25 protein-coding genes and 5 pseudogenes are annotated in these 17,768 nt (G+C 45.8%); 12 read left to right on the forward strand and 18 right to left on the reverse strand.

Going from position 1 to position 17,768, the window contains the following annotated elements; genetic code table 11:
- Positions 1-13 precede the first annotated feature (13 nt).
- Positions 14-704, reverse strand: a pseudogene (locus JCM14467_RS13800) (peroxiredoxin).
- Between the two features lie 262 nt (positions 705-966).
- Here JCM14467_RS13800 and JCM14467_RS13805 point away from each other — a divergent pair.
- Both JCM14467_RS13805 and JCM14467_RS13810 read left to right on the forward strand, forming a co-directional pair.
- On the forward strand, positions 967-1,680 hold the full coding sequence (locus tag JCM14467_RS13805; protein ID WP_252901768.1) for a hypothetical protein: 714 nt from the start codon (positions 967-969) through the stop codon (positions 1,678-1,680).
- Positions 1,681-1,777: 97 nt separating this feature from the next.
- On the forward strand, positions 1,778-1,927 hold the full coding sequence (locus JCM14467_RS13810) for a hypothetical protein (protein ID WP_252901769.1): 150 nt from the start codon (positions 1,778-1,780) through the stop codon (positions 1,925-1,927).
- Here the strand turns inward: JCM14467_RS13810 and JCM14467_RS13815 are convergent.
- A complete protein-coding gene (locus tag JCM14467_RS13815) occupies positions 1,924-2,295 on the reverse strand; it encodes a winged helix-turn-helix domain-containing protein (protein ID WP_054850558.1) in 372 nt (123 codons plus the stop codon). The genes JCM14467_RS13810 and JCM14467_RS13815 overlap by 4 nt on opposite strands.
- Positions 2,296-2,440: 145 nt before the next feature.
- Between JCM14467_RS13815 and JCM14467_RS13820 the strand changes: the two genes are divergently transcribed.
- The 3 genes and pseudogenes from JCM14467_RS13820 (at position 2,441) to JCM14467_RS13830 (ending at position 3,692) form a co-directional block, all read left to right on the forward strand.
- Positions 2,441-2,824 carry a HEPN domain-containing protein gene (locus JCM14467_RS13820; protein WP_054850559.1) on the forward strand — a complete coding sequence of 128 codons (384 nt, stop codon included), beginning with the start codon at positions 2,441-2,443 and terminating at the stop codon, positions 2,822-2,824.
- Complete coding sequence (locus tag JCM14467_RS13825) at positions 2,800-3,183, forward strand: nucleotidyltransferase domain-containing protein (RefSeq protein ID WP_054850560.1); 384 nt, start codon at positions 2,800-2,802, stop codon at positions 3,181-3,183. The genes JCM14467_RS13820 and JCM14467_RS13825 overlap by 25 nt, the downstream gene beginning before the upstream one ends.
- A 171-nt stretch (positions 3,184-3,354) precedes the next feature.
- A pseudogene (locus tag JCM14467_RS13830) lies at positions 3,355-3,692 on the forward strand (PaREP1 family protein).
- Positions 3,693-4,111: 419 nt separating this feature from the next.
- Here the strand turns inward: JCM14467_RS13830 and JCM14467_RS20580 are convergent.
- A pseudogene (locus JCM14467_RS20580) lies at positions 4,112-4,905 on the reverse strand (BtpA/SgcQ family protein).
- A 32-nt stretch (positions 4,906-4,937) separates the two neighbouring features.
- Entirely contained in the window at positions 4,938-5,441 is a 504-nt protein-coding gene (locus JCM14467_RS13840; RefSeq protein ID WP_252901771.1) for a cob(I)yrinic acid a,c-diamide adenosyltransferase, read from the reverse strand.
- Positions 5,442-5,558: 117 nt separating this feature from the next.
- Between JCM14467_RS13840 and JCM14467_RS13845 the strand changes: the two genes are divergently transcribed.
- Genes JCM14467_RS13845 through JCM14467_RS13860 form a run of 4 tightly spaced genes read left to right on the forward strand, consistent with a single transcriptional unit; the run spans position 5,559 to position 8,272 of the window.
- Complete coding sequence (locus JCM14467_RS13845; RefSeq protein WP_054850562.1) at positions 5,559-6,044, forward strand: hypothetical protein; 486 nt, start codon at positions 5,559-5,561, stop codon at positions 6,042-6,044.
- Complete coding sequence (locus JCM14467_RS13850) at positions 6,032-6,364, forward strand: NADH-quinone oxidoreductase subunit K (RefSeq protein WP_054850563.1); 333 nt, start codon at positions 6,032-6,034, stop codon at positions 6,362-6,364. The genes JCM14467_RS13845 and JCM14467_RS13850 overlap by 13 nt, the downstream gene beginning before the upstream one ends.
- A gap of 25 nt (positions 6,365-6,389) precedes the next feature.
- Positions 6,390-7,664: a proton-conducting transporter transmembrane domain-containing protein gene (locus JCM14467_RS13855; RefSeq protein WP_054850564.1), complete on the forward strand. Its 1,275-nt coding sequence runs from the start codon at positions 6,390-6,392 to the stop codon at positions 7,662-7,664.
- Between the two features lie 38 nt (positions 7,665-7,702).
- Positions 7,703-8,272 carry a hypothetical protein gene (locus tag JCM14467_RS13860; RefSeq protein WP_054850565.1) on the forward strand — a complete coding sequence of 190 codons (570 nt, stop codon included), beginning with the start codon at positions 7,703-7,705 and terminating at the stop codon, positions 8,270-8,272.
- 3 nt (positions 8,273-8,275) lie between these two features.
- Here JCM14467_RS13860 and JCM14467_RS13865 read toward each other — a convergent pair whose 3' ends face one another.
- From JCM14467_RS13865 to JCM14467_RS19135, 12 genes are all read right to left on the reverse strand, one after another.
- On the reverse strand, positions 8,276-8,824 hold the full coding sequence (locus JCM14467_RS13865) for a DsbA family protein (protein WP_252901772.1): 549 nt from the start codon (positions 8,822-8,824) through the stop codon (positions 8,276-8,278).
- A gap of 126 nt (positions 8,825-8,950) precedes the next feature.
- Positions 8,951-9,484, reverse strand: coding sequence for a DUF998 domain-containing protein (locus JCM14467_RS13870; RefSeq protein ID WP_054850567.1), 534 nt, complete (start codon positions 9,482-9,484; stop codon positions 8,951-8,953).
- Positions 9,485-9,570: 86 nt separating this feature from the next.
- The gene (locus JCM14467_RS19110; RefSeq protein ID WP_252901773.1) at positions 9,571-10,050 is read right to left on the reverse strand and encodes a M24 family metallopeptidase; all 480 of its coding nucleotides are present in this window, start codon (positions 10,048-10,050) and stop codon (positions 9,571-9,573) included.
- 2 nt (positions 10,051-10,052) lie between these two features.
- Complete coding sequence (locus JCM14467_RS19115) at positions 10,053-10,547, reverse strand: hypothetical protein (protein WP_252901774.1); 495 nt, start codon at positions 10,545-10,547, stop codon at positions 10,053-10,055.
- Positions 10,544-10,762: an aminopeptidase P family N-terminal domain-containing protein gene (locus JCM14467_RS19120; protein ID WP_252901775.1), complete on the reverse strand. Its 219-nt coding sequence runs from the start codon at positions 10,760-10,762 to the stop codon at positions 10,544-10,546. Before JCM14467_RS19120 ends, JCM14467_RS19115 begins: the two co-directional genes overlap by 4 nt.
- A gap of 44 nt (positions 10,763-10,806) precedes the next feature.
- The gene (locus tag JCM14467_RS19125; protein WP_252901776.1) at positions 10,807-10,959 is read right to left on the reverse strand and encodes a hypothetical protein; all 153 of its coding nucleotides are present in this window, start codon (positions 10,957-10,959) and stop codon (positions 10,807-10,809) included.
- Complete coding sequence (locus JCM14467_RS13880) at positions 10,956-11,252, reverse strand: hypothetical protein (RefSeq protein ID WP_252901777.1); 297 nt, start codon at positions 11,250-11,252, stop codon at positions 10,956-10,958. Before JCM14467_RS13880 ends, JCM14467_RS19125 begins: the two co-directional genes overlap by 4 nt.
- Positions 11,253-11,359: 107 nt before the next feature.
- Entirely contained in the window at positions 11,360-11,842 is a 483-nt protein-coding gene (locus tag JCM14467_RS13885; protein WP_054850568.1) for a PaREP1 family protein, read from the reverse strand.
- Between the two features lie 170 nt (positions 11,843-12,012).
- Positions 12,013-12,774: a (Fe-S)-binding protein gene (locus tag JCM14467_RS13890; protein WP_252901778.1), complete on the reverse strand. Its 762-nt coding sequence runs from the start codon at positions 12,772-12,774 to the stop codon at positions 12,013-12,015.
- A 32-nt stretch (positions 12,775-12,806) separates the two neighbouring features.
- Positions 12,807-12,944: a hypothetical protein gene (locus JCM14467_RS19130; protein WP_252901779.1), complete on the reverse strand. Its 138-nt coding sequence runs from the start codon at positions 12,942-12,944 to the stop codon at positions 12,807-12,809.
- Between the two features lie 76 nt (positions 12,945-13,020).
- Positions 13,021-13,479, reverse strand: coding sequence for a hypothetical protein (locus JCM14467_RS13895; RefSeq protein WP_252901780.1), 459 nt, complete (start codon positions 13,477-13,479; stop codon positions 13,021-13,023).
- A complete protein-coding gene (locus JCM14467_RS19135) occupies positions 13,425-13,682 on the reverse strand; it encodes a hypothetical protein (RefSeq protein ID WP_252901781.1) in 258 nt (85 codons plus the stop codon). Before JCM14467_RS19135 ends, JCM14467_RS13895 begins: the two co-directional genes overlap by 55 nt.
- A gap of 116 nt (positions 13,683-13,798) precedes the next feature.
- Here JCM14467_RS19135 and JCM14467_RS13900 point away from each other — a divergent pair.
- Positions 13,799-14,223: pseudogene (locus tag JCM14467_RS13900) on the forward strand (translation initiation factor IF-2 subunit beta).
- 88 nt (positions 14,224-14,311) lie between these two features.
- The gene (locus tag JCM14467_RS13905) at positions 14,312-15,961 is read left to right on the forward strand and encodes a B12-binding domain-containing radical SAM protein (RefSeq protein ID WP_252901782.1); all 1,650 of its coding nucleotides are present in this window, start codon (positions 14,312-14,314) and stop codon (positions 15,959-15,961) included.
- A 30-nt stretch (positions 15,962-15,991) separates the two neighbouring features.
- Here JCM14467_RS13905 and JCM14467_RS13910 read toward each other — a convergent pair whose 3' ends face one another.
- Both JCM14467_RS13910 and JCM14467_RS19585 read right to left on the reverse strand, forming a co-directional pair.
- Positions 15,992-16,423: a hypothetical protein gene (locus tag JCM14467_RS13910; protein ID WP_054850570.1), complete on the reverse strand. Its 432-nt coding sequence runs from the start codon at positions 16,421-16,423 to the stop codon at positions 15,992-15,994.
- 303 nt (positions 16,424-16,726) lie between these two features.
- A complete protein-coding gene (locus JCM14467_RS19585; protein WP_256359266.1) occupies positions 16,727-16,861 on the reverse strand; it encodes a hypothetical protein in 135 nt (44 codons plus the stop codon).
- Between the two features lie 355 nt (positions 16,862-17,216).
- Here JCM14467_RS19585 and JCM14467_RS13920 point away from each other — a divergent pair.
- Positions 17,217-17,768, forward strand: a pseudogene (locus tag JCM14467_RS13920) (hypothetical protein); the annotation flags it as partial.

Raw genomic sequence — 17,768 nt, forward strand, 5'->3', positions numbered from 1 at the left:
GCATGCATCTTTCCTACTCAATTCTGATCTTAATGATCTTCTTCGTCTCCTCAACCTCCTCCTTAGGCAACTCCCTGTAGGTCAACCACCAGGCATAGCCTTATACTGCTGGAGTCTCTTTGGAGCCTCCTCAACGTGATGCGGCGGTGGATTTAGTACGTTCTCACCAATTATCTCGTTGTACGGCCAGTTCGCCGGCATGACAACTCCATACTTATCAATGAGTTGCAGTGACCTAACTATCCTGAGTATCTCAGGTATGTTCCTACCAAGCTCCAGTGGGTAGTAGAGTATTGTCCTTATCGTTGCCTTATCATCAACAATGAACACAGTCCTAACCGTATTTGTACTTGACTCTGCATGTAGCATTCCTAGGGCCCTTGATACATTGCCCAATGGGTCAGCGATTATTGGGAATGGTATCTTAACACCCAGGGTCTTCTCAATCCACTGAACCCACTCAATGTGGCTGATGTCGGTATCGACGCTTAGGCCTATTAACTCGGTGTTCAGTTTCTTAAAGTCGTCATAGTGCTTGGCGAAGCTCACGAATTCCGTTGTGCATACTGGTGTGAAGTCGCCTGGATGACTGAAGAGTACGAACACTTGCCTTTAAATGCGTCCGGTAGCTTCATTGGTCCGTGGGTAGTCATTACGTTTAGTTCTGGGAATTTCTCCCCTATTGATGGGATTGTTATTGGCATACTACGAGTCAATAGGTGATCATGTATTTAAAGGAGGTTTCTTTGTTATTTTGAATTTACTAGACAAATGATAAGGTATTACATAGACATAGATATAATTGAATATATAAATGGTGGGCTTATATGATTCATTTAAAATACTCGGATTAACTACTTTAAATCTAATAATGGCACCGCATTAATAACGGAGACTATGAATAATGAAGGTGTTGCATTGCTGATAATGTACATTTATATGATATTTACGGTGATTCTACCATTAATGTTAATTCCAATCAGCGTTCAATCAGACTACCTAAATATCATTAATTTACGCCTCATCGTCAATGAGTATATTGACTCCATAGCCATTGCAACACCCCTGTTAATACTTGGTGCGGTGCTAATTTATAGGTATGCGCCATCATTGTCCAGAGTTATTTTGAGCGATGTGGTTAGGGTTTATAATTCCCGTGGCATCCTGGACGTATTTACCCGTAAGAGGTTGATTCAATTGTACTTTATATTATTAATACCAGCCTTAATCTCCTACCTAGTTAACGCAGGGATCATTAGGGTAGTGGGTCCCAACCACGTGATACTTACTGCCTACCCATTAATGGGTTTGTTTAATTACATGATCGTGACCATAGGCATTATTAACCTGGTGTTGAGTACGTGGTTGATAATTGGCGTTTCCTATCTTCAGTTGAGGATTGCGGCGAGGCGCTTGATCAGCAGGATAGGTGGTGTGATTAGTGGTACCGTGGGTATTGCAGCATCTACGGGTACAGCCACCTTCGTGAGCTCAGCTTGCGGATTAGGTGTCTGTACAGCCCCGGTCTATGGTGTTTCCCCCATGGCCATGGTTGTGATGGGTATGTTTGATGTTAATGCATTTGAGTTAACTCATTACTCATTAATTGCCCTATTAATCCTGACATTAATTACATCAGTATTATTGGTTATTGTTCATAGAATTATTATAAAGGGTTGATAATGCCCATGGGATTAATTTCAACTCCACTTTTAACGATGAGTTGATGAGGTAGTTTTTCATTCAATTGTTAGCGCAAAGATAAATAACTGCGGTGATGGATGTGAGGAGGACAATAAACAACGCCATAGACCCAGACACAGTCAGGATAGCCAAGTCATTAAACATAGAGACGCAGGGCAAGACAAAGGAACAAATAATAAACGAAATACTAAGGAAACTATCTAATGAGGGTAATAAGAATTAGGGATTATTTCCACCACTCATCAAGCCTTGAAATCTCAATGATAATTCATGCGACCACTTATCCGCCACCCTACTCATCTCCTCAATGATCTCCTCATAATACCTCAATAACGCCTGACCCTCAGGCGTCAATTTAGCGCCACCCCTGCCTTTACCGCCCTTCCTAGCATCGACTAATTTCATGCCCAGCGTCTTCTCCATCCTCTCTATGTAATTCCACACAAAGCGGTATGACATGCCCAGTTTACGGGCAGCGCCACTTATGGAACCAACCTCATTAATGGCTTTAAGGATCTCATAACCACCAGGACCAATTACGTGCCTACCATTAACCTCAACCCAAACCCTAAACCTAACACTCACAGACATGCTAAACCAGCGTGGACATTAAATACAAAACTTTATCTCTTTTGAAGCAAACAATCATTTAGGGCAGTGAATAAATCACTCCAATTTATAATTTATGTGAAAAGGGATTTTTACCCAAGTATGCATTTCCTAGTTAAGTCGGGTAATGGAGTACCAAAAATGGTTTGCCCAGGCGCTTAGGGACCTACGCACTGCGGAGAACTCCCTAAACTCCGGCGACTACTATGCCTGCGCATTCTGGTCTCAGCAGGCAGTTGAGAAGGCCCTGAAGGCACTACTCATCTCCAGGGGCAAGGTGGTCAGGGGACATGACCTCGTGGAGCTCGGCTACATCATTAGGGATGAACTACACATGGATGTATCACAGATAATGGATAACCTCAGGGAGCTAACCACCCACTACACAACGGCTAGGTATCCTGATGCAGCTAATGGTGTGCCTTACGAAATATATACTGAGGGAATGGCAAGGAGAATACTCGAGAAGGCCAGGGAGGTGATGGAATGGGTAAGGCAGAATCTGCAGTAGAAAGCCAGGTAGTCCTACTCAGGAGGGCTTGGGAATTCGTGGAGAGGGCTAGGGCTAGGATAAGGATTGTCGAGGTATACGTTGTAGGTTCCAGGGCCAGGGGTGACTACACAGATGTGAGTGACATTGACCTGGTAATAATTAGCGATGATGTTAGGGGTATGAACCAACTTGAGAGAAGGTTACTACTCAAGGACTTCATTGAGCCTAGGGTTGAGTTCTTCATATACACGAGTGAGGAGTGGTATGGCGAGACCACTGCGTGGATAAGGCAGATGAGGCGTGAAGCCGTTAGGCTCATCGACCTAATGAGAGATTACGGCGTAAGCCGGAGTAATGACTTTGCCTTAATCATATAAGACTTAATAAAGCGGAATAAATGCTTGATTATAGTGAGTATACCGCAGGCATTAATCGAGGCCCTCAGGAAGAGGGGATTAGACATTGAAGACCTAATTGACATCCTAGCCGCAAAACTTGACCTAGACCCACTCGATACGGCTAAGGCGCATGCCGAGTTAGCCATTGCCATGTTCAATGAGGGCCTTAACTTCGTCAGTAAGGGTGATGTTGTTCAAGCCAGTGAGAAGCTGTATAAGGCGGTGGAGGAGGGCATCAAGCTTTAGCCATTGCGAAGAGTCTCGATGAGGCCAGGGAAGCCGCAGAAAAAGGCAGATGGACCGTGAGCTTACTCGATGACGCGGTCTCGAAGCTAGGCGACGTAGCGGAGAGGGCTTGGGCTGAGGCCTATTTCCTGCATGTTAATGGATTTCACGAGGTTAGGATTAGGATTGATGAGGTTGAGAGGAGGGTTAAGTACATAAGGCCGTTGATTGATGAGCTTAAGGAAATAATGGGGATTCATTAATTTTACATGGAATTAATAAGGCGTATTGGTCTACCCGTTGACCGTTACGTATATTTGGAACTTAATGCCGTAAGTCTTGTACTCGCCATCAACATCGTAGACCCTGGCTATGTATGTGCCTGGATTAAACATTACCAATGTGTAAAGCCTTATAAATGATTACTCGACTAAGAAATAACACGTGAGACTGTTAAATGAATCAATCGCCTAAGCCATGCTTACTCACTATGTCGTAATAAGGCATGGTGATCTCTCAATTACTGTGATTAGGTATTAAGGCCACTATATCATCGCTGGTCGTAGCATTAATTATTTAAAGATTGAACGCCTTGGGCAGGCAGAGTGGAGGTAAGATTAATCCTACGGCCACCCTGCCCGTCTAGAGTTTGGTAGATAAGAATGCACTTCCGTCGTTGGTCTCACGCCTTGGTTAGCGCCTTTGCTGCATTTACCATGTTCCTAGCCTTCGTAAGGTCTATCTGTCCCTCCTCGTCCTTTAAGTACGTACCAACTATGAAGCCGTGGGCGTCCCTATAATCATTGATGTTATTTGGATTTATACCACTTCCCACCAGAACCTTAGCGTTCACGGCTTTCACAACACGCCTAAGTAGTATTGGGTCTGGCGGCTCGCCAGTCCTTGGGCCAGTCACCACAAGTGCGTCAGCAAGCGCCCTCTCAACGCAGTCCCTGGCCACGTCCTCAATGGTCATCCTGTGCAGTGGACTTGCGTGCTTCACAAATATGTCGGCTAGTACTGTTATCTTCGTGTTAAGCCTAGCCATTACCTCAAGGACCTCCCTCGCAACAGGTTCAATTAAGCCCTCCGCACTAACTATGGCTTCGCAGTAGGCGTTAGACCTAATGAAGGATGCACCAACACAGCAGCTATCGCCGCAGCCTCAGGACCCGAGTTCCTCAGTAGGTTTATACCTACCGGTATGTTCACGGACCTAACCACCTCCCTGGCTATTATGGCCATGGAGGCTATGGTCTCCGGTTCCCTAACCCTAGCCCTAAATGGGTAGTCATGGTAATTTTCTAGGATCACCGCGTCGAATCCAGCCTCATCAAGCACCCTGGCATTCCTGACGGCAAAGTCCACGATGGTGCTTATGTCCAATCCACCATACCTGATCGAACCTGGGAGTGGCGGTAAATGAACAACGCCAATGAGTGTCGGCCTGTCATCCCTAAACTTAAGTGTTGGCATTGCTTATGAATTCAATGGGGAATTAAATAGCATTACCACTCAAGACCCCTCACGCCCACAATGCCCCTATCAAAGTAATGCTTCCTGGGCTCCATGACTGTTACTAGGTCTGCAATATCTATGAACTCCCTGGGCGCGCCCCTACCCGTTAGCACCACATTAACCTCAGGTGGCAGCGACTTAATGCTGTTGATTACTTCATTAGTCGTTAAATAGCCATTACTTACTGCATTATTGACCTCATCCAGTACTAATAGGAAAGGCTTGACCTCCCTAGCCCTGTCCAATGCCATCCTAAGCACATCCCTAGGTGTTAAGTGCTGGTCTGGGTCCAGTGAGTAAACATCGACGTAGCCACTGAGGAACTTCTTAATCGCTAGGTACTCACCCACGTACTCACCCCTGTATATCAAGGTCTTCATTAGGTGGGCAATAACGACCCTATAGCCATGTCCAACGGCCCTTAGGGCTAGGCCCAGGGCTGCCGTTGTCTTCCCCTTGCCATCGCCTGTATAGAGTAGTATCAGCCCCATCATGGGGCGCTATGTATGGAATTAATTTGCATTACCGCAGTGATTCAGTATCTTCAGTAAACACTTGTAGAATATCGATTGGTTATACTTAAAAACACGTAAGTTATGTCTCCCCTTGCTATGGTTAGCACGTACATTGGTGCATTAATAACACTTGGTGTTTTCGCGGTATTATCAGCCATAGGCATAACCATAACAAAGGACAACCTATACGCAGCAATATACTTGGCCGTGACGACAGGTCTCGTTGGCGCTGTGTATGGATTATTTGGTATAACCTACGGCTTCGTACTGATATACCTAATATTCGTGGGCGCCACAATAACGATGACCATAGTCCTGGCGGCCACATATAGGAGGATCGAGTTCAGGGGTGGTGTGGGCAAGTCCTGGATAATACCAATGCTGCTATTCATAGTCTCAATAATCGTCGCCTCGGCATTCACCAATTATGAGGTGGCACCTGTCACGAGCCAATCACTAATAAGCTTCGTCTCAACCTCTGATGGCTTATTACTAATTGCATTACTGGCATCACTCTTAATGGCGATAATGATTGGGTTAATAATGTATTACCTCGAGGTGAGTAGGGGATGGAGGTCGTGAATGCAGCCATAATCTATGGCTTCGCATCTATAATACTGATGATTGGATATTACAGCGCATTAAGGGCTAATGACCTAATTAGGGTATTAATATCGCTGGAGCTAATGTTCAACGCCATATTCCTGGCGTTGGTTCCGTTCTTTGCCGTAAATGCCGTGGTGGCCCTCGGCATCCTCATAGTCACCATATTGTCGTCGTCCACGGAATTCATGACCCTGATAACCGCCATAATGGCGATGGATAGGATTAGGAAGTCAGTAAGGGTTGAGGAGATTAAAGCTGGTGGTGAACAATATGTCGAATCAAAGAGTAATACTTAAATCACGTGGATAGGGGTGATGGGTCGTGCCCATACCATACACATACATCCTCCTTGCCTCGGCAATAATTAGCTTAGTCGGTGCAGCACCAACACTGCTCAGTGAGGGTGCCAGGAGGTATTCGTGGATTGCGCCGTTAATAGCAATGATAATTCTGCTAATAGCACCAAGCATTTACTTAATGGCCTATGCAGCGTTCCTAGTGGTTATTGGGATACTGGGTATAATCACTTTAATGAGGCTTAACTCTCCAATAAGGGGTGTTGATTACGTACTGGTTTCGCTAATGATAATAGCCACGGTACTAGCCCTATACACGAGCAACCTAGCCCTAACACTACTATCACTAATGCTCGTGTCAGCACCAACATACCTACTAATCCTAATGGGCGACCCAGGCGTTAGTATTGAGGTTGGTATTAAGTACGTGGTCAATATGATAATCGCCACGGTACTCTTCTTCGTAGGTGCGATAATAATTAGCTCGGGCCCATCACTAATAACCTACATAATAGGCTTCTCCCTACTACTCCTCGGCCTATCCCTAGAGGTTGGTGCCGCACCAATGCATGAGTGGGTCCCGGATGTATTCACGGCTGGCAATCCAATACCTGTCTCGATAATAGCCTCCATAGCCAAGATAGCCCCATTCATTGTTGCGGTTAAGATCGTGCTAACGACCATGGGGCTTTACAGGGTACCGCCCTACTACCTGGCATACATAGCCGGTGCCTTCGCCACAATATCGATGTTCCTGGGCAATATAGGCGCCCTGACCAGTAGGGAGAGCCCAAGGGTCCTTGCCTACTCCTCAATAGCCAACATGGGCTATGTGATGGCGGCATTCGCAGCCGCGATAATGGGTGCCCAGGAAATGGGCATAACCCTAGGCCTGGCGCTCGTCGGCCTATTACTGCAGTTGTTCATGAATGCCATTGGTAAGATGGGGTTCTTTAATACCGTGTTCTCAAAGGGTAATAATGCGGTGAGTACCTGGTTAATATCGCTTGCATTCATAGGCACACCGCCACTCCTTGGCTTCTGGTCGAAGCTGTATATAATATTGGCGTTGGTCTATGGAAATCTGGCATGGCTTGCGGTGCTCTTGGTGATTAACTCCGTGATTTCAGTGCCCTACTACGTGAGGCTTGCCAGGGAGTTAGGGACTGGGTGGAAGGGTGGTTTGGCTGAGGGCTTGGTAATAGTGTTCACCATACTTGTGCTTTCAACCACCATACCACCATCATGGTTAATACACCCAATAATGAACCTAATCAATTACCTAATCCTGAGCCTATAACGTACTGCTTAAAATCATAGGTATTTCTTAAAAACGTAATGAGTATTGTCAGGGGTGTTTATGAGGGATTCACGGCCGTGGTGTACGGCTTCATCCTAGACATAGCCCTCAAGGCCTTGCTATTCATGGGCTTTTCAGACTTGGTATACGACGTGTTTCAACTCATAATTGCAATGCTCTGGATTGGTATTAACATGTTTGGTTGGGGTGGGGTTTGCATAGTGAATAGGGGTTCGTGTAGGTTATCGACCATATTCAGGTATACGATGTTTATTGTGACTCCACTTATGGCCTTCTCATACCTATTTTACCTATATAGTGACGTGGGCGCTGCTGCATTTCTATTTCTAATAGCAGTGAGCATAATACTTGGCTTATCGGTTGCTGGTTACATCGGTGCCTACATGGTTAGTAACCAATTTAGGAGCAATGTGGGTAGGGCTGGTGCAGTAATCTCCATAGTGGCGGTGATTATGTGGTTAACGCTAATGCCCAGTGTGATGGAGGTTGGAATCGCCATAAATGCATTGGGTGATTTATTAATTGTAATAACACTACTCTCGGTTAGGAGGAGGTACGTGCCGACGGTTAGGGTTCATCATAGGTGATTTTTAATAGATGTACATATCCTCAATAAGCTTCATGAGCTTCATAGCCCCTGGATAACCAAACATTCCCTGCCCAATATTCTTGATTAAGTTACCAATTATTATCGTTGGTGTACCTGGCGCGCCCAATTCCTTAGCCACGGACTTAGCCTCCATAACCCTCTGAAGCTCCTCATTAATGCAGTCATTGTTGGCATCTATGAGGGCTTCCTCGCCCTTCAATTTACCGCTTAAGTATGCCTCATAGTGCCTTTTCATGGTTTCCAGGAAGACCATCGGGTCCCTCCTATAGATGCACCTAAATGCGGCATGGAGCCTCTCGACACCCCTATGCACTGGGTAATCAACGAAGTATAGCGAAGCCTTACCACTCCTGTACAACTCAACTAGGTAATCACCAACCTCATCCTCAAGCAATGCACATCCTGGGCAGTAAAGGTCGTAGAAGATTACGATGAGCAGTCTTGGATTCTCAGCCCTAAACCCAAGCCCAACCCTCTCAACTCTCTCTAACACGCCCCTGACATCCTTAATTAACCACTCGTCAGGCATCAAGGCGATTAAGCATGCATCCCTTAAAAGCATTAAAGCTGATTCAAATTACAATGAATGTGCATTGGTATCCGGAACTGAATGTGACCTAAACCAACTCACAACCACTTAATCTAGACCTACCACTCAGCTTGTTCGTCGCTTAATCACGTGTTTAACGTTTATGTACGTCATCACGGCAACCCACAGGTCTATAACTACTATTCCATAGGCCTCCTCAGTGGCTGCTGACGGCCATGGGATGACCAACGCTATTAACGGAGCCACTATGCCCAGAAGCAGCGAGAACAGCCCAAGCCGCCTATCCCTAGCCATTAACGAGCCAATACCCCACGTGATTAACGCCAAATCCATTTGGGCAAAGAACCATGTTGAGACAAAGACGTGAGGTCTAGTACCCTCATGGTAAATACCTATTAATGCCAGGAATAACCCTGCAATGAATACGAATGCGGAGGCAAAATCCTCAACCTTATTCCTCGATATTAGTAGTAGGTTTATTGAGTATAAATCGACGAATATCGATGTCGTTATTAATCCGTAATTATATATCCAGGGATCGGTTGCGTGCGATCCTCCCAAGTCGCTGAAGGCGTTCCTGGTGAATACGAACCAGGGATTAACGCTTATGCTAATGGCTATGAATAGCCAGGCAAGCACCGCGCAATGACGCCCGTATATGTTAGGAATTGTTTAGCATTCACAGATAATGCAGTTTGTGGGAATTATTTAACGCTTAATTTAGCCTAAATCTCGACTATTAACGACTCCGTATCCCTCGGGTAATAGGTTATCACCTCGACATAATCCTCATGAATAACCACGGTATCGGAGTGCCTAAACCCACCGAGACCACTTATGTAGATGCCCGGCTCCACGGTAACGACCATGCCCGGCCTCAACACGGTATCATCACCAATATCTAGAAATGGCGCCTCATGACCCTCTAAACCAAGTCCATGGCCACTATGATGAAGCAGGTACTCGATTACGCCAAGCTCCTTAGCCGTCTTTATAACGGCCCTATCAACATCAGAGGCCTTGACACCAGGCTTTAGGGCATTTAATGCCGAGTCCTGAAGCTTAAGCGCAATCTCATGGTACTTAGCGACATCGCTGCTTGGCTTGCCAACGAAGAGGTTCCTCTCAAGCTCAGCCATGTAGCCGCCAACGTCTGCCGTTGCGCCAGTCACAAGCGCATCCCCAACCTTAATCGGTCTCTCCACACTTATTGAATGTGGATAAGCGCCATGCTCACCAACCTGACCCCTAAAGCCCGCGTAGGCAGGTATTCAGACCTCAGCGGCCTATACCCAGGTCCTAGGGCCTTCTTCATCATTAATGATGCATCAAGTGACGCCCTCAACGAGACTTCATAATCATACATGCCAGGCGCAGTATAGTCCTGAAGGAGAGAGTGAGCGAGATTGGCCCATTTCGCGCTTTCCCTAAGCAGTTCTATCTCAACGTCACTCTTTATTAACCTCATGGAGTATACATCATCCGATATATTAACAAACTTCGCATTTGGAAGGAGCTTGGTCAGGCTCGGCCCCCTGTAACCCCAGTAACTTACGTAGCCTGGCGATGAGTCATAACCAATAACTAAACTATCGAGGTGAAGCTCCCTAAGCCAGTCAGCAAATAACCGTATTGGGTGGACCTCACCAGGGTAGTCCCTGTACGTGTATACCCTACTCACGAGCTTCGTCTGACTCATCACATGATCCTCTCGAGAAGGGGCCCAAAGAAGTATATTTCGCCATTCCTACGTATGACAACCGCAGCCGGCCTCTCGGTTTGTAAGTAATAAAACCCAATGAAGTAAGCAATGTTTATGGGATTAACTATGTAAGCAGCATCTAGCTTCTTCTCATCCATCACCTTATAAAGCAGGTTTAACCTTCTCTCAAACTCCTTAATCGGTACTATGTACATACCTCCATTAGCACTTTAGGATTATTTTTAATGAATTACCTACATCAACCAAATAAATTAACCTCCGGGACATTCTCCGTAGTGGCCTTTTCGCTAAGCACGTCATTGCTAATCTCAATGACGTACTTGAGCCTTGCCGTGTAAACAACGTTATTACTCTCCTCACCACTTGGCGTCAGTGGTATCTCGCCGGTCACCCTGCATAGCCCTTCTCCTCATTATCCCTCATTAACTTCCAAACCATGTTAATACTGTACTTACCACCAACATCCTTAACATCCCACGCCCTCTCACCAGGCGTTAGGCCGTAGTCCGTTGAGAAGGACTTAACCAACTGCATGAAGCTCGTACCAGAGTCGTCAAGTGGCACGGATAGGCCAGCCTCCCTAGGCCACCTCTCAAGTCTCTTCTTCCTAGCATCCTCACTAGCCGACTTACTAATTTTAATCGGCACCTCCAAGTCCCTCTCATACACCGTCGTGAAGCTCATCAAGCCTACGCAATGCAAAACCAAAATAAAAACACTTTCCTCAACGACTTAATTAGATACGCATGGTAAATGACCCTCGCCCCTCTGGTGACCTAAGACCCTCATGCCTAGGAATTGTGTTGTAGCCCCTTGACGATTTCCTTTAGTCTTCCAATTAGTTCTAGGACTGCCTGCCTATGTATTTCGAATCCTTCCTTACTCATGAAGTTGTGGTAGAAGTTTGCGTGGAGTCTCTCGGCCATGCTGAAGCCTGTTAGGAGTGCCTTGTCATGGGTCTCCTCGTATAGTTTATCGATTATTACGTCGTAATCCCTATGACTATAATGCTCCCAACCCCTCAACTCACCTATGGCATTCAACAACGCAGTAACCGCACCCCAGTACTTCTCGCCGGCCTGCGCCAAATCGCCCTTGCTATACAACTCCTCCGCACTCCTCAGATAATCCTCACTAAGCCTAAGGTAAACCTCAACCCTACGTGGGGGATCGAGCTTCTCAGCTATCAAATCAACGATAAACAACTCAACATCCCTGCCACCAGTCAATTCCCTCAACAGCTCCGCTACAGTGGGCGATAGTATTAATGCCACGCATATAAACACCAACACTAAAATTTAAACCCTCCACATATAATGCTGTGTTCATCGCATGTCATTATTATAGTAAAAATATTATGAGTCAGCTAACACCTTACTCTTCACTGGTCTGGACAGCCATCGCATCATCACTAATGATTGTAACGGGTTCACGTTTTAAAAGCCTATTCTGCCTCGATTACCTCGTTTATATCCAGGACCTGGACCTCGCCATCCGCATTCCTGCCGAGGTTTGCTAGGCATATTGGGCATACCGTCATCACAGTCCTTGAGAGCTTGGCGAGGTTCTCAATCCTGATCTTCGCTATCTTCCTCGATAATTCAGGGCTTAGTGATTCTAGTGGTCCTCCGCAGCATGTCGATGTCTCCTTACCAGTTATTAATGGGTCCTCAACATGCTTAACGCCGGCGTTGTCGAGTATTGACCTGTAGACGTCATACTTACCGAGGTACCTGGCGTATAGGCATGAGTCGTGGATAACAACCTCACTACTTATTTTCGGCCTTACCTTGACGCTCCTGACCAGGTCTAGGTAGTTCACGACTTCGAAGTCTAGTTTGAAGTAGTTCGAGGCTACGTTGGTTAGGATGTTGTGGGTGTGTGGGTCGATGGTTATGACTCTCTTAACGCCGTACTTCCTGAAGGTCCTTAGTACCGTGTTCTCGAAGTACTCTAGGAATGCATCCTCAGCGCCGATTTCATGGAGTAGGGCGCCGCTGTATGGTTCGTCCTCGTAGAGGAAGCCGAAGTTGGTCCCAGCCTTGGTTAATGCCCTTGCTATGTTCTTCAATATGTTGTTGGCCCTGTCTATATCAGCCCTGTTGGGCTTTATCACGAAGCCCGCGAACCTGGAGAGAATCCCAGCCAAACCACTTAGTGGCGTTCCCCTGACTTTCTCTATCCAGGGCACCAATTGATTGATCATTGGGGCCATTTGGTATAGGCAGGACGTGTATATTATCGTGTCCCCACCCTGGGTATGTTTAGGTCCTTGGCCCACTCGGTGCAGTAGGACTTATCCATTGGTATTGGCAGGCCATTAGAATTGAGACTTCTGCTCATTATGTCGACCAGAGTCCTAACCCAACTCTCCAAGTGAATTCACCAAACCTAATTACGTTACTTAATATTTAAACATTGTTTACTATCAATATTGAATATAAATTAATAATCATGCAACCTTACCGCCCTTAATATAGAAGGTGACCCTAGACTTATTAATAATTGCATCAAGATTACAATCACACTTAAGGAACACTTTCATTAGTCCAAGTAGGTAACCCCTAGTGAAGGGTAGTCCAGCGTCTAAGTCGAAGGGTTCCAGTAGGGATACATTAATGACATACCCATTCTTATCCATGGACATGTTAATGTTCTCAATACCCCTCGTCAGGTTCATAACGACTAGCATGTTTATTGCAGTCTCAAGGACCTTACTCATGGCCGCGTTAGACGGTATCTCATACTTCGTCCTGAGCATTGTACTAGCCATGGATAGTCCCATCTCATAGCCGAGCTTCGTGAGGAAGGAGTGGACCTCGGTGCCTCCCTGAATCATGTGCATCAGTATACTCCTCAGGATCTCCTTGTCAAAGCCCACCAACTCCATGGGTGCCTCGTGCTCGCCCAAATATCATGAACACCATTAATGTTCCTCAACTTATCAAGTGCGCTTATTGGCAATGAGTCGCTGAGTCTCATGGCGATTACCCTCTCGGTCTCCGAGGGTATCGAAACGAAGACCCACTCAATGCTGGCGTAGTCCTTAATCACGCCGGTTAATTCATGAAGCATCCCACGCCTATTGGCGGTCTTAATGACGAGTAAGGTCATTAATGATTTACTAAAACACAGAGACTTTAAACCAGACTGGTCGTGGTTCCGATAAATTATTTAGAGGTGTGGTGTAGGTAAGAATTTATTAAGGCATTAGGTTCCCTATCGTTGATATGGGTAGTGAGGTTAATTATGATGAGCTTTACATGAAGTTACTGGATAGAGCCTACACATTAATAACGCCCAGGATTCAGAGGAGACAGGAGATACCAAAGCTGAGTATTCAGGTTCAACCTAAGAAAACAATTATCCAGAATTTTAGGGATGTTGCACAGAGACTTAATAGGGACCCGACGCACATAGCCAGGTTCTTCCTTAAGGAGTTGGCGCTTCCTGGCAATATTGAGGGCAATACCTTTGTCCTGTATGCGAGAGGAGCCCAAGGACTCTTGAGGCTGTTTACGAGCGATATATCAAGTTCTACGTTGAGTGCCCTGTGTGCCATTCAATAGATACTTACCTGGAGAGGGAGGGTAGGATATACGTACTCGTGTGCACAGCATGTGGTGCAAGGACTCCTAGGAAGGGTATTAGTTAATTTTCAATTACTAGGTTAAAGTATGCGAAGCCAGTAATTTATATTGACGAAGAAGGGTTTTTATTTACTACAGGTATGCAGTAGGTCTGTGTCATTTGGTGGATACCCAATCGTTTTAACGGGCGAGATCGCGACAATGAGCGATACCCATGGATCGTCCGTAGTCGGCTTCGCAAGCGCAATACCGGAGAACTACTTCAGGGATTGGGTTGCCCGTAGATTCTTCAGAATTAAGAGTGATAGAAATGGTAGAGTATTTAGAGCACCTTATGGTCTAGCAAAGGTCGAAGCAGCATTACTTGCCCACGGATATACGAGGAACGACGTTATTATCGCAGATCCCTATAAGCTTGATAAGGTCATTGGGCCAAATACGCGGGTAGTTGGTATTTACGTAATGGACCCATTAGGGTTAAGCTATGGCTCTGGAATACTTTACTGGATATTAAAACTTGCTGATCTACCATATAGGGGCTTGCCATACATCGCAAAATCCTTTTTGCAAGTCATCAACCACCCAGCAATTAAGAAACACAGAGATCATTTAAAGATCGTTATTGGCGGCCCTGCTGGTTGGCAAATTGTTGATACTGATAAGCAGGGCGAACTTGGTATTGATGTTGTATATGAAGGCGAGTTTGAGGAAGACGGTCCCCAAGTATTTGATAAGTTAATGAAGGGTGAACCAGTACCAAGTAGGGTTGTTGCTCGTAGGCCTGTGCCCGTTGAAATGGTTCCAACCATCGTTACCCCATCAATTGGTGGTATGGTCGAGGTTACGAGGGGCTGCGGACGCGGCTGCCAATTCTGTACGCCAACGCTCAGCGGCATGATTAGGTCATTCCCATTTGAGGGCCATATAGACAGGGAGATTAAGCTGAACATAGAGGTTGGCGGCTTCAAGGAGATAACGCTTCATAGTGAGGAATTCTTTAGGTATGGTGCTAAGGGTATTGAGCCGAACCCAGATAAAGTTCTTGACTTGACGGTTAAGGCTTATAAGCTCGTTAAGTCCTATGGCGATGATTATGAGATAACCACGGACTTTACCACAGCTGCCGTTGTAAAGTACGCGCCTAAGATGGTTAAGGAGGTTTCGGAGTACATGAATGAGGGTGGTACCTGGCACTTCATTGAAATGGGTATCGAAACAGGTTCACCAAGGCTATTAAGATTATTAATGGCCGGTAAAGCACTGCCATATAAGCCTGAGCAGTACCCAGACGTTGTTGAGGAGGCCATTGGTATACTTAATGATAATCATTGGGTCGTGGTTGGAACAATGATACTAAACCTGCCCGGTGAAACCGACGATGACGTAGTCAAGAGTCTCGAATTACTAGATAGATTAAAGAGACTTAGGGTACTCACGTTCCCACTACCATTCATACCAATGGGTGCGCTAAGGAAGAGGGACTTCACAGTACTGGATAAGATGCTTGATGATCCACTTAGGCGTGAATTCATCCTTAAAGCCTTAATAAAGTCCTTCGAGGAGGCCAAGGCCTTTAGCAGCCTTATAACTAGGAAGGTTGAGAACTTCATAGTTAAGAGACTCATTGGCTACCTAGCCGTTAGCAGCTTCAACCTAGTGCTCAAGAGGTACAAGGAGAAGTTGGGCTCCCTCGTTGAGCAGTACGGTGAGTTCAGGGAGAGGGTTAAGGAGGGGGTGAGTAAGGCGGTTATATCCGTTAAAATAGATAGGGAGACTGATGATCAAGCCAGCGACAGCTCATAAAAATTAGGCTGAAAACCTTGATAAGGGGCTTTAATGACTTACGCAATGATGAATTACCCGCGTTAATACTCGAGAATCAAATGGTTGTAATTCGCACACCGCGGCCGCCCCCTCTGTGGGTGCCGTCAGCCTCCTCAAAGCTATGAGTGTTTCTCGCCTCTTTTCCTCGCTCTTCGCCCTCTCGTATTTTCGGCAGAGCACTTCTACAACCTGCTTCTTGATGTCATCATACCTTGTAAATACGCGCATTGGTACCCTGACGAGTAAGTACTTACCGCCCTTATTAACGTAGGCGTAAAACACATTACCATACTTTGACGTCAATATCTCAATGATTTTCCTAGCTTCAGTCTCATCTCTGGCATTATGCACTAATTCAACACTGCGCTTGTGAACACGCACCGTGAACTTATAGTTTGCTATTTCAATTTGTGATTCACCTCTCTTATACCTATACTCCATATTGGCTATTTGCTTTATTCATACCCACTTCTCAAAAGCCATGACGTCGAAAATATCTTTGATAATTTACGGCAGAGCATCAATCATTGCTCTTGCTAAATTGGTCGCGTTACTTCCGTAATATCTTATATCAATCACATCATAATTGGTTTGATTGAGCCTAGCATTCTTAAACCCCAATCCCTTCAACCTATCCAATAATGCTTCCCAATCATTGAATTTCTTGTTCGATATCGTTATCGCGAATGCCGCCTCATCATAAACACGTCCTTTCCTCACAATCTTTAAAAATATGGAGAACAATCACCAAGCACCACATCCAGCCCTATTTCTCTCCTTCTCAGTGATCTCATCACCACGTCGATATCCCTTAACATGCTTAATACCACGGCAGAAGTGATTTTTCTTCAACAACCTTCTAAGCTCCTCCTCACTCATGGTTTGTGGTGGTCCGCTTTTGCACTTCTTCCTTGCTGTCTTGTGTCCTTACTCCCCCGCAGTTTCCGCGGGATTCCGCTAGGGACGCATCCTCCGCATAGCCCATGCCACACCTGCATTGCTTTGCTTGGCCAATTCCCTAAAATAACTAAGTAATTTATATAGGCTTCCCGAAATCGAAATAGAGAAACCACGGAGTGATGCATTGCATGGTTACGAGAAACCATAACACACGTGAACTCGGTGTGTTGGGCACACAGAATAAGGCTTAAGACTCATTCAACCTACTCGACTCATCTTTTATGAATAACTGGAGAGAGAAAAAAAGTCCGTGGGTTTAGTTGCTTTGATGATTATGGGTTCCAAATCAAGGCTTTTGTTCATAACTGTCTTGGTTGTTACTGTTGTGGTTGCCGCAGTAATCCTTGTCATGCCGAGGCCTTTAACCAACCACAGTGCCGTGGTTAGGCCTGGTAGTGCTGTGACGGGTGGATTCTCCACAGCCAGCCAAGGCGTTGTTGGTTCGCCAATTAGTATTGATGTGCCGATTTACGTTGTTGGTCCGTCGATGCTTGTTCAGAGGCTGGTTAGTGTTGGTGTTAATGAATCGTTGATTAAGCCCGTGACGGTTGGTGAGTTGCCCAGCCTTCCCGGTAATAGCTTGGTTGTCATTGATTGGTCTGTGATTGGTCCCAATCTAATCATCAATAGGAGCGGCTTGATGCGCGTGAATGTTAACTCAACAAGCTTCAGGCTAATTAGGGAGTTGATTAGGCGTGGCGACTTCCTGATAATCCACGGGAATGCAAGTGAGGCGCCAGCCATCGAACTAGCCCTAGCTACTGCATGGGCTAGGGCATTCAACACGAGCATCATGGCAATACCAGTGCCAAGGTACCTAAGCGGG

This window comes from Vulcanisaeta sp. JCM 14467 (genome assembly GCF_001316245.1).
Classification (GTDB): domain Archaea; phylum Thermoproteota; class Thermoprotei; order Thermoproteales; family Thermocladiaceae; genus Vulcanisaeta.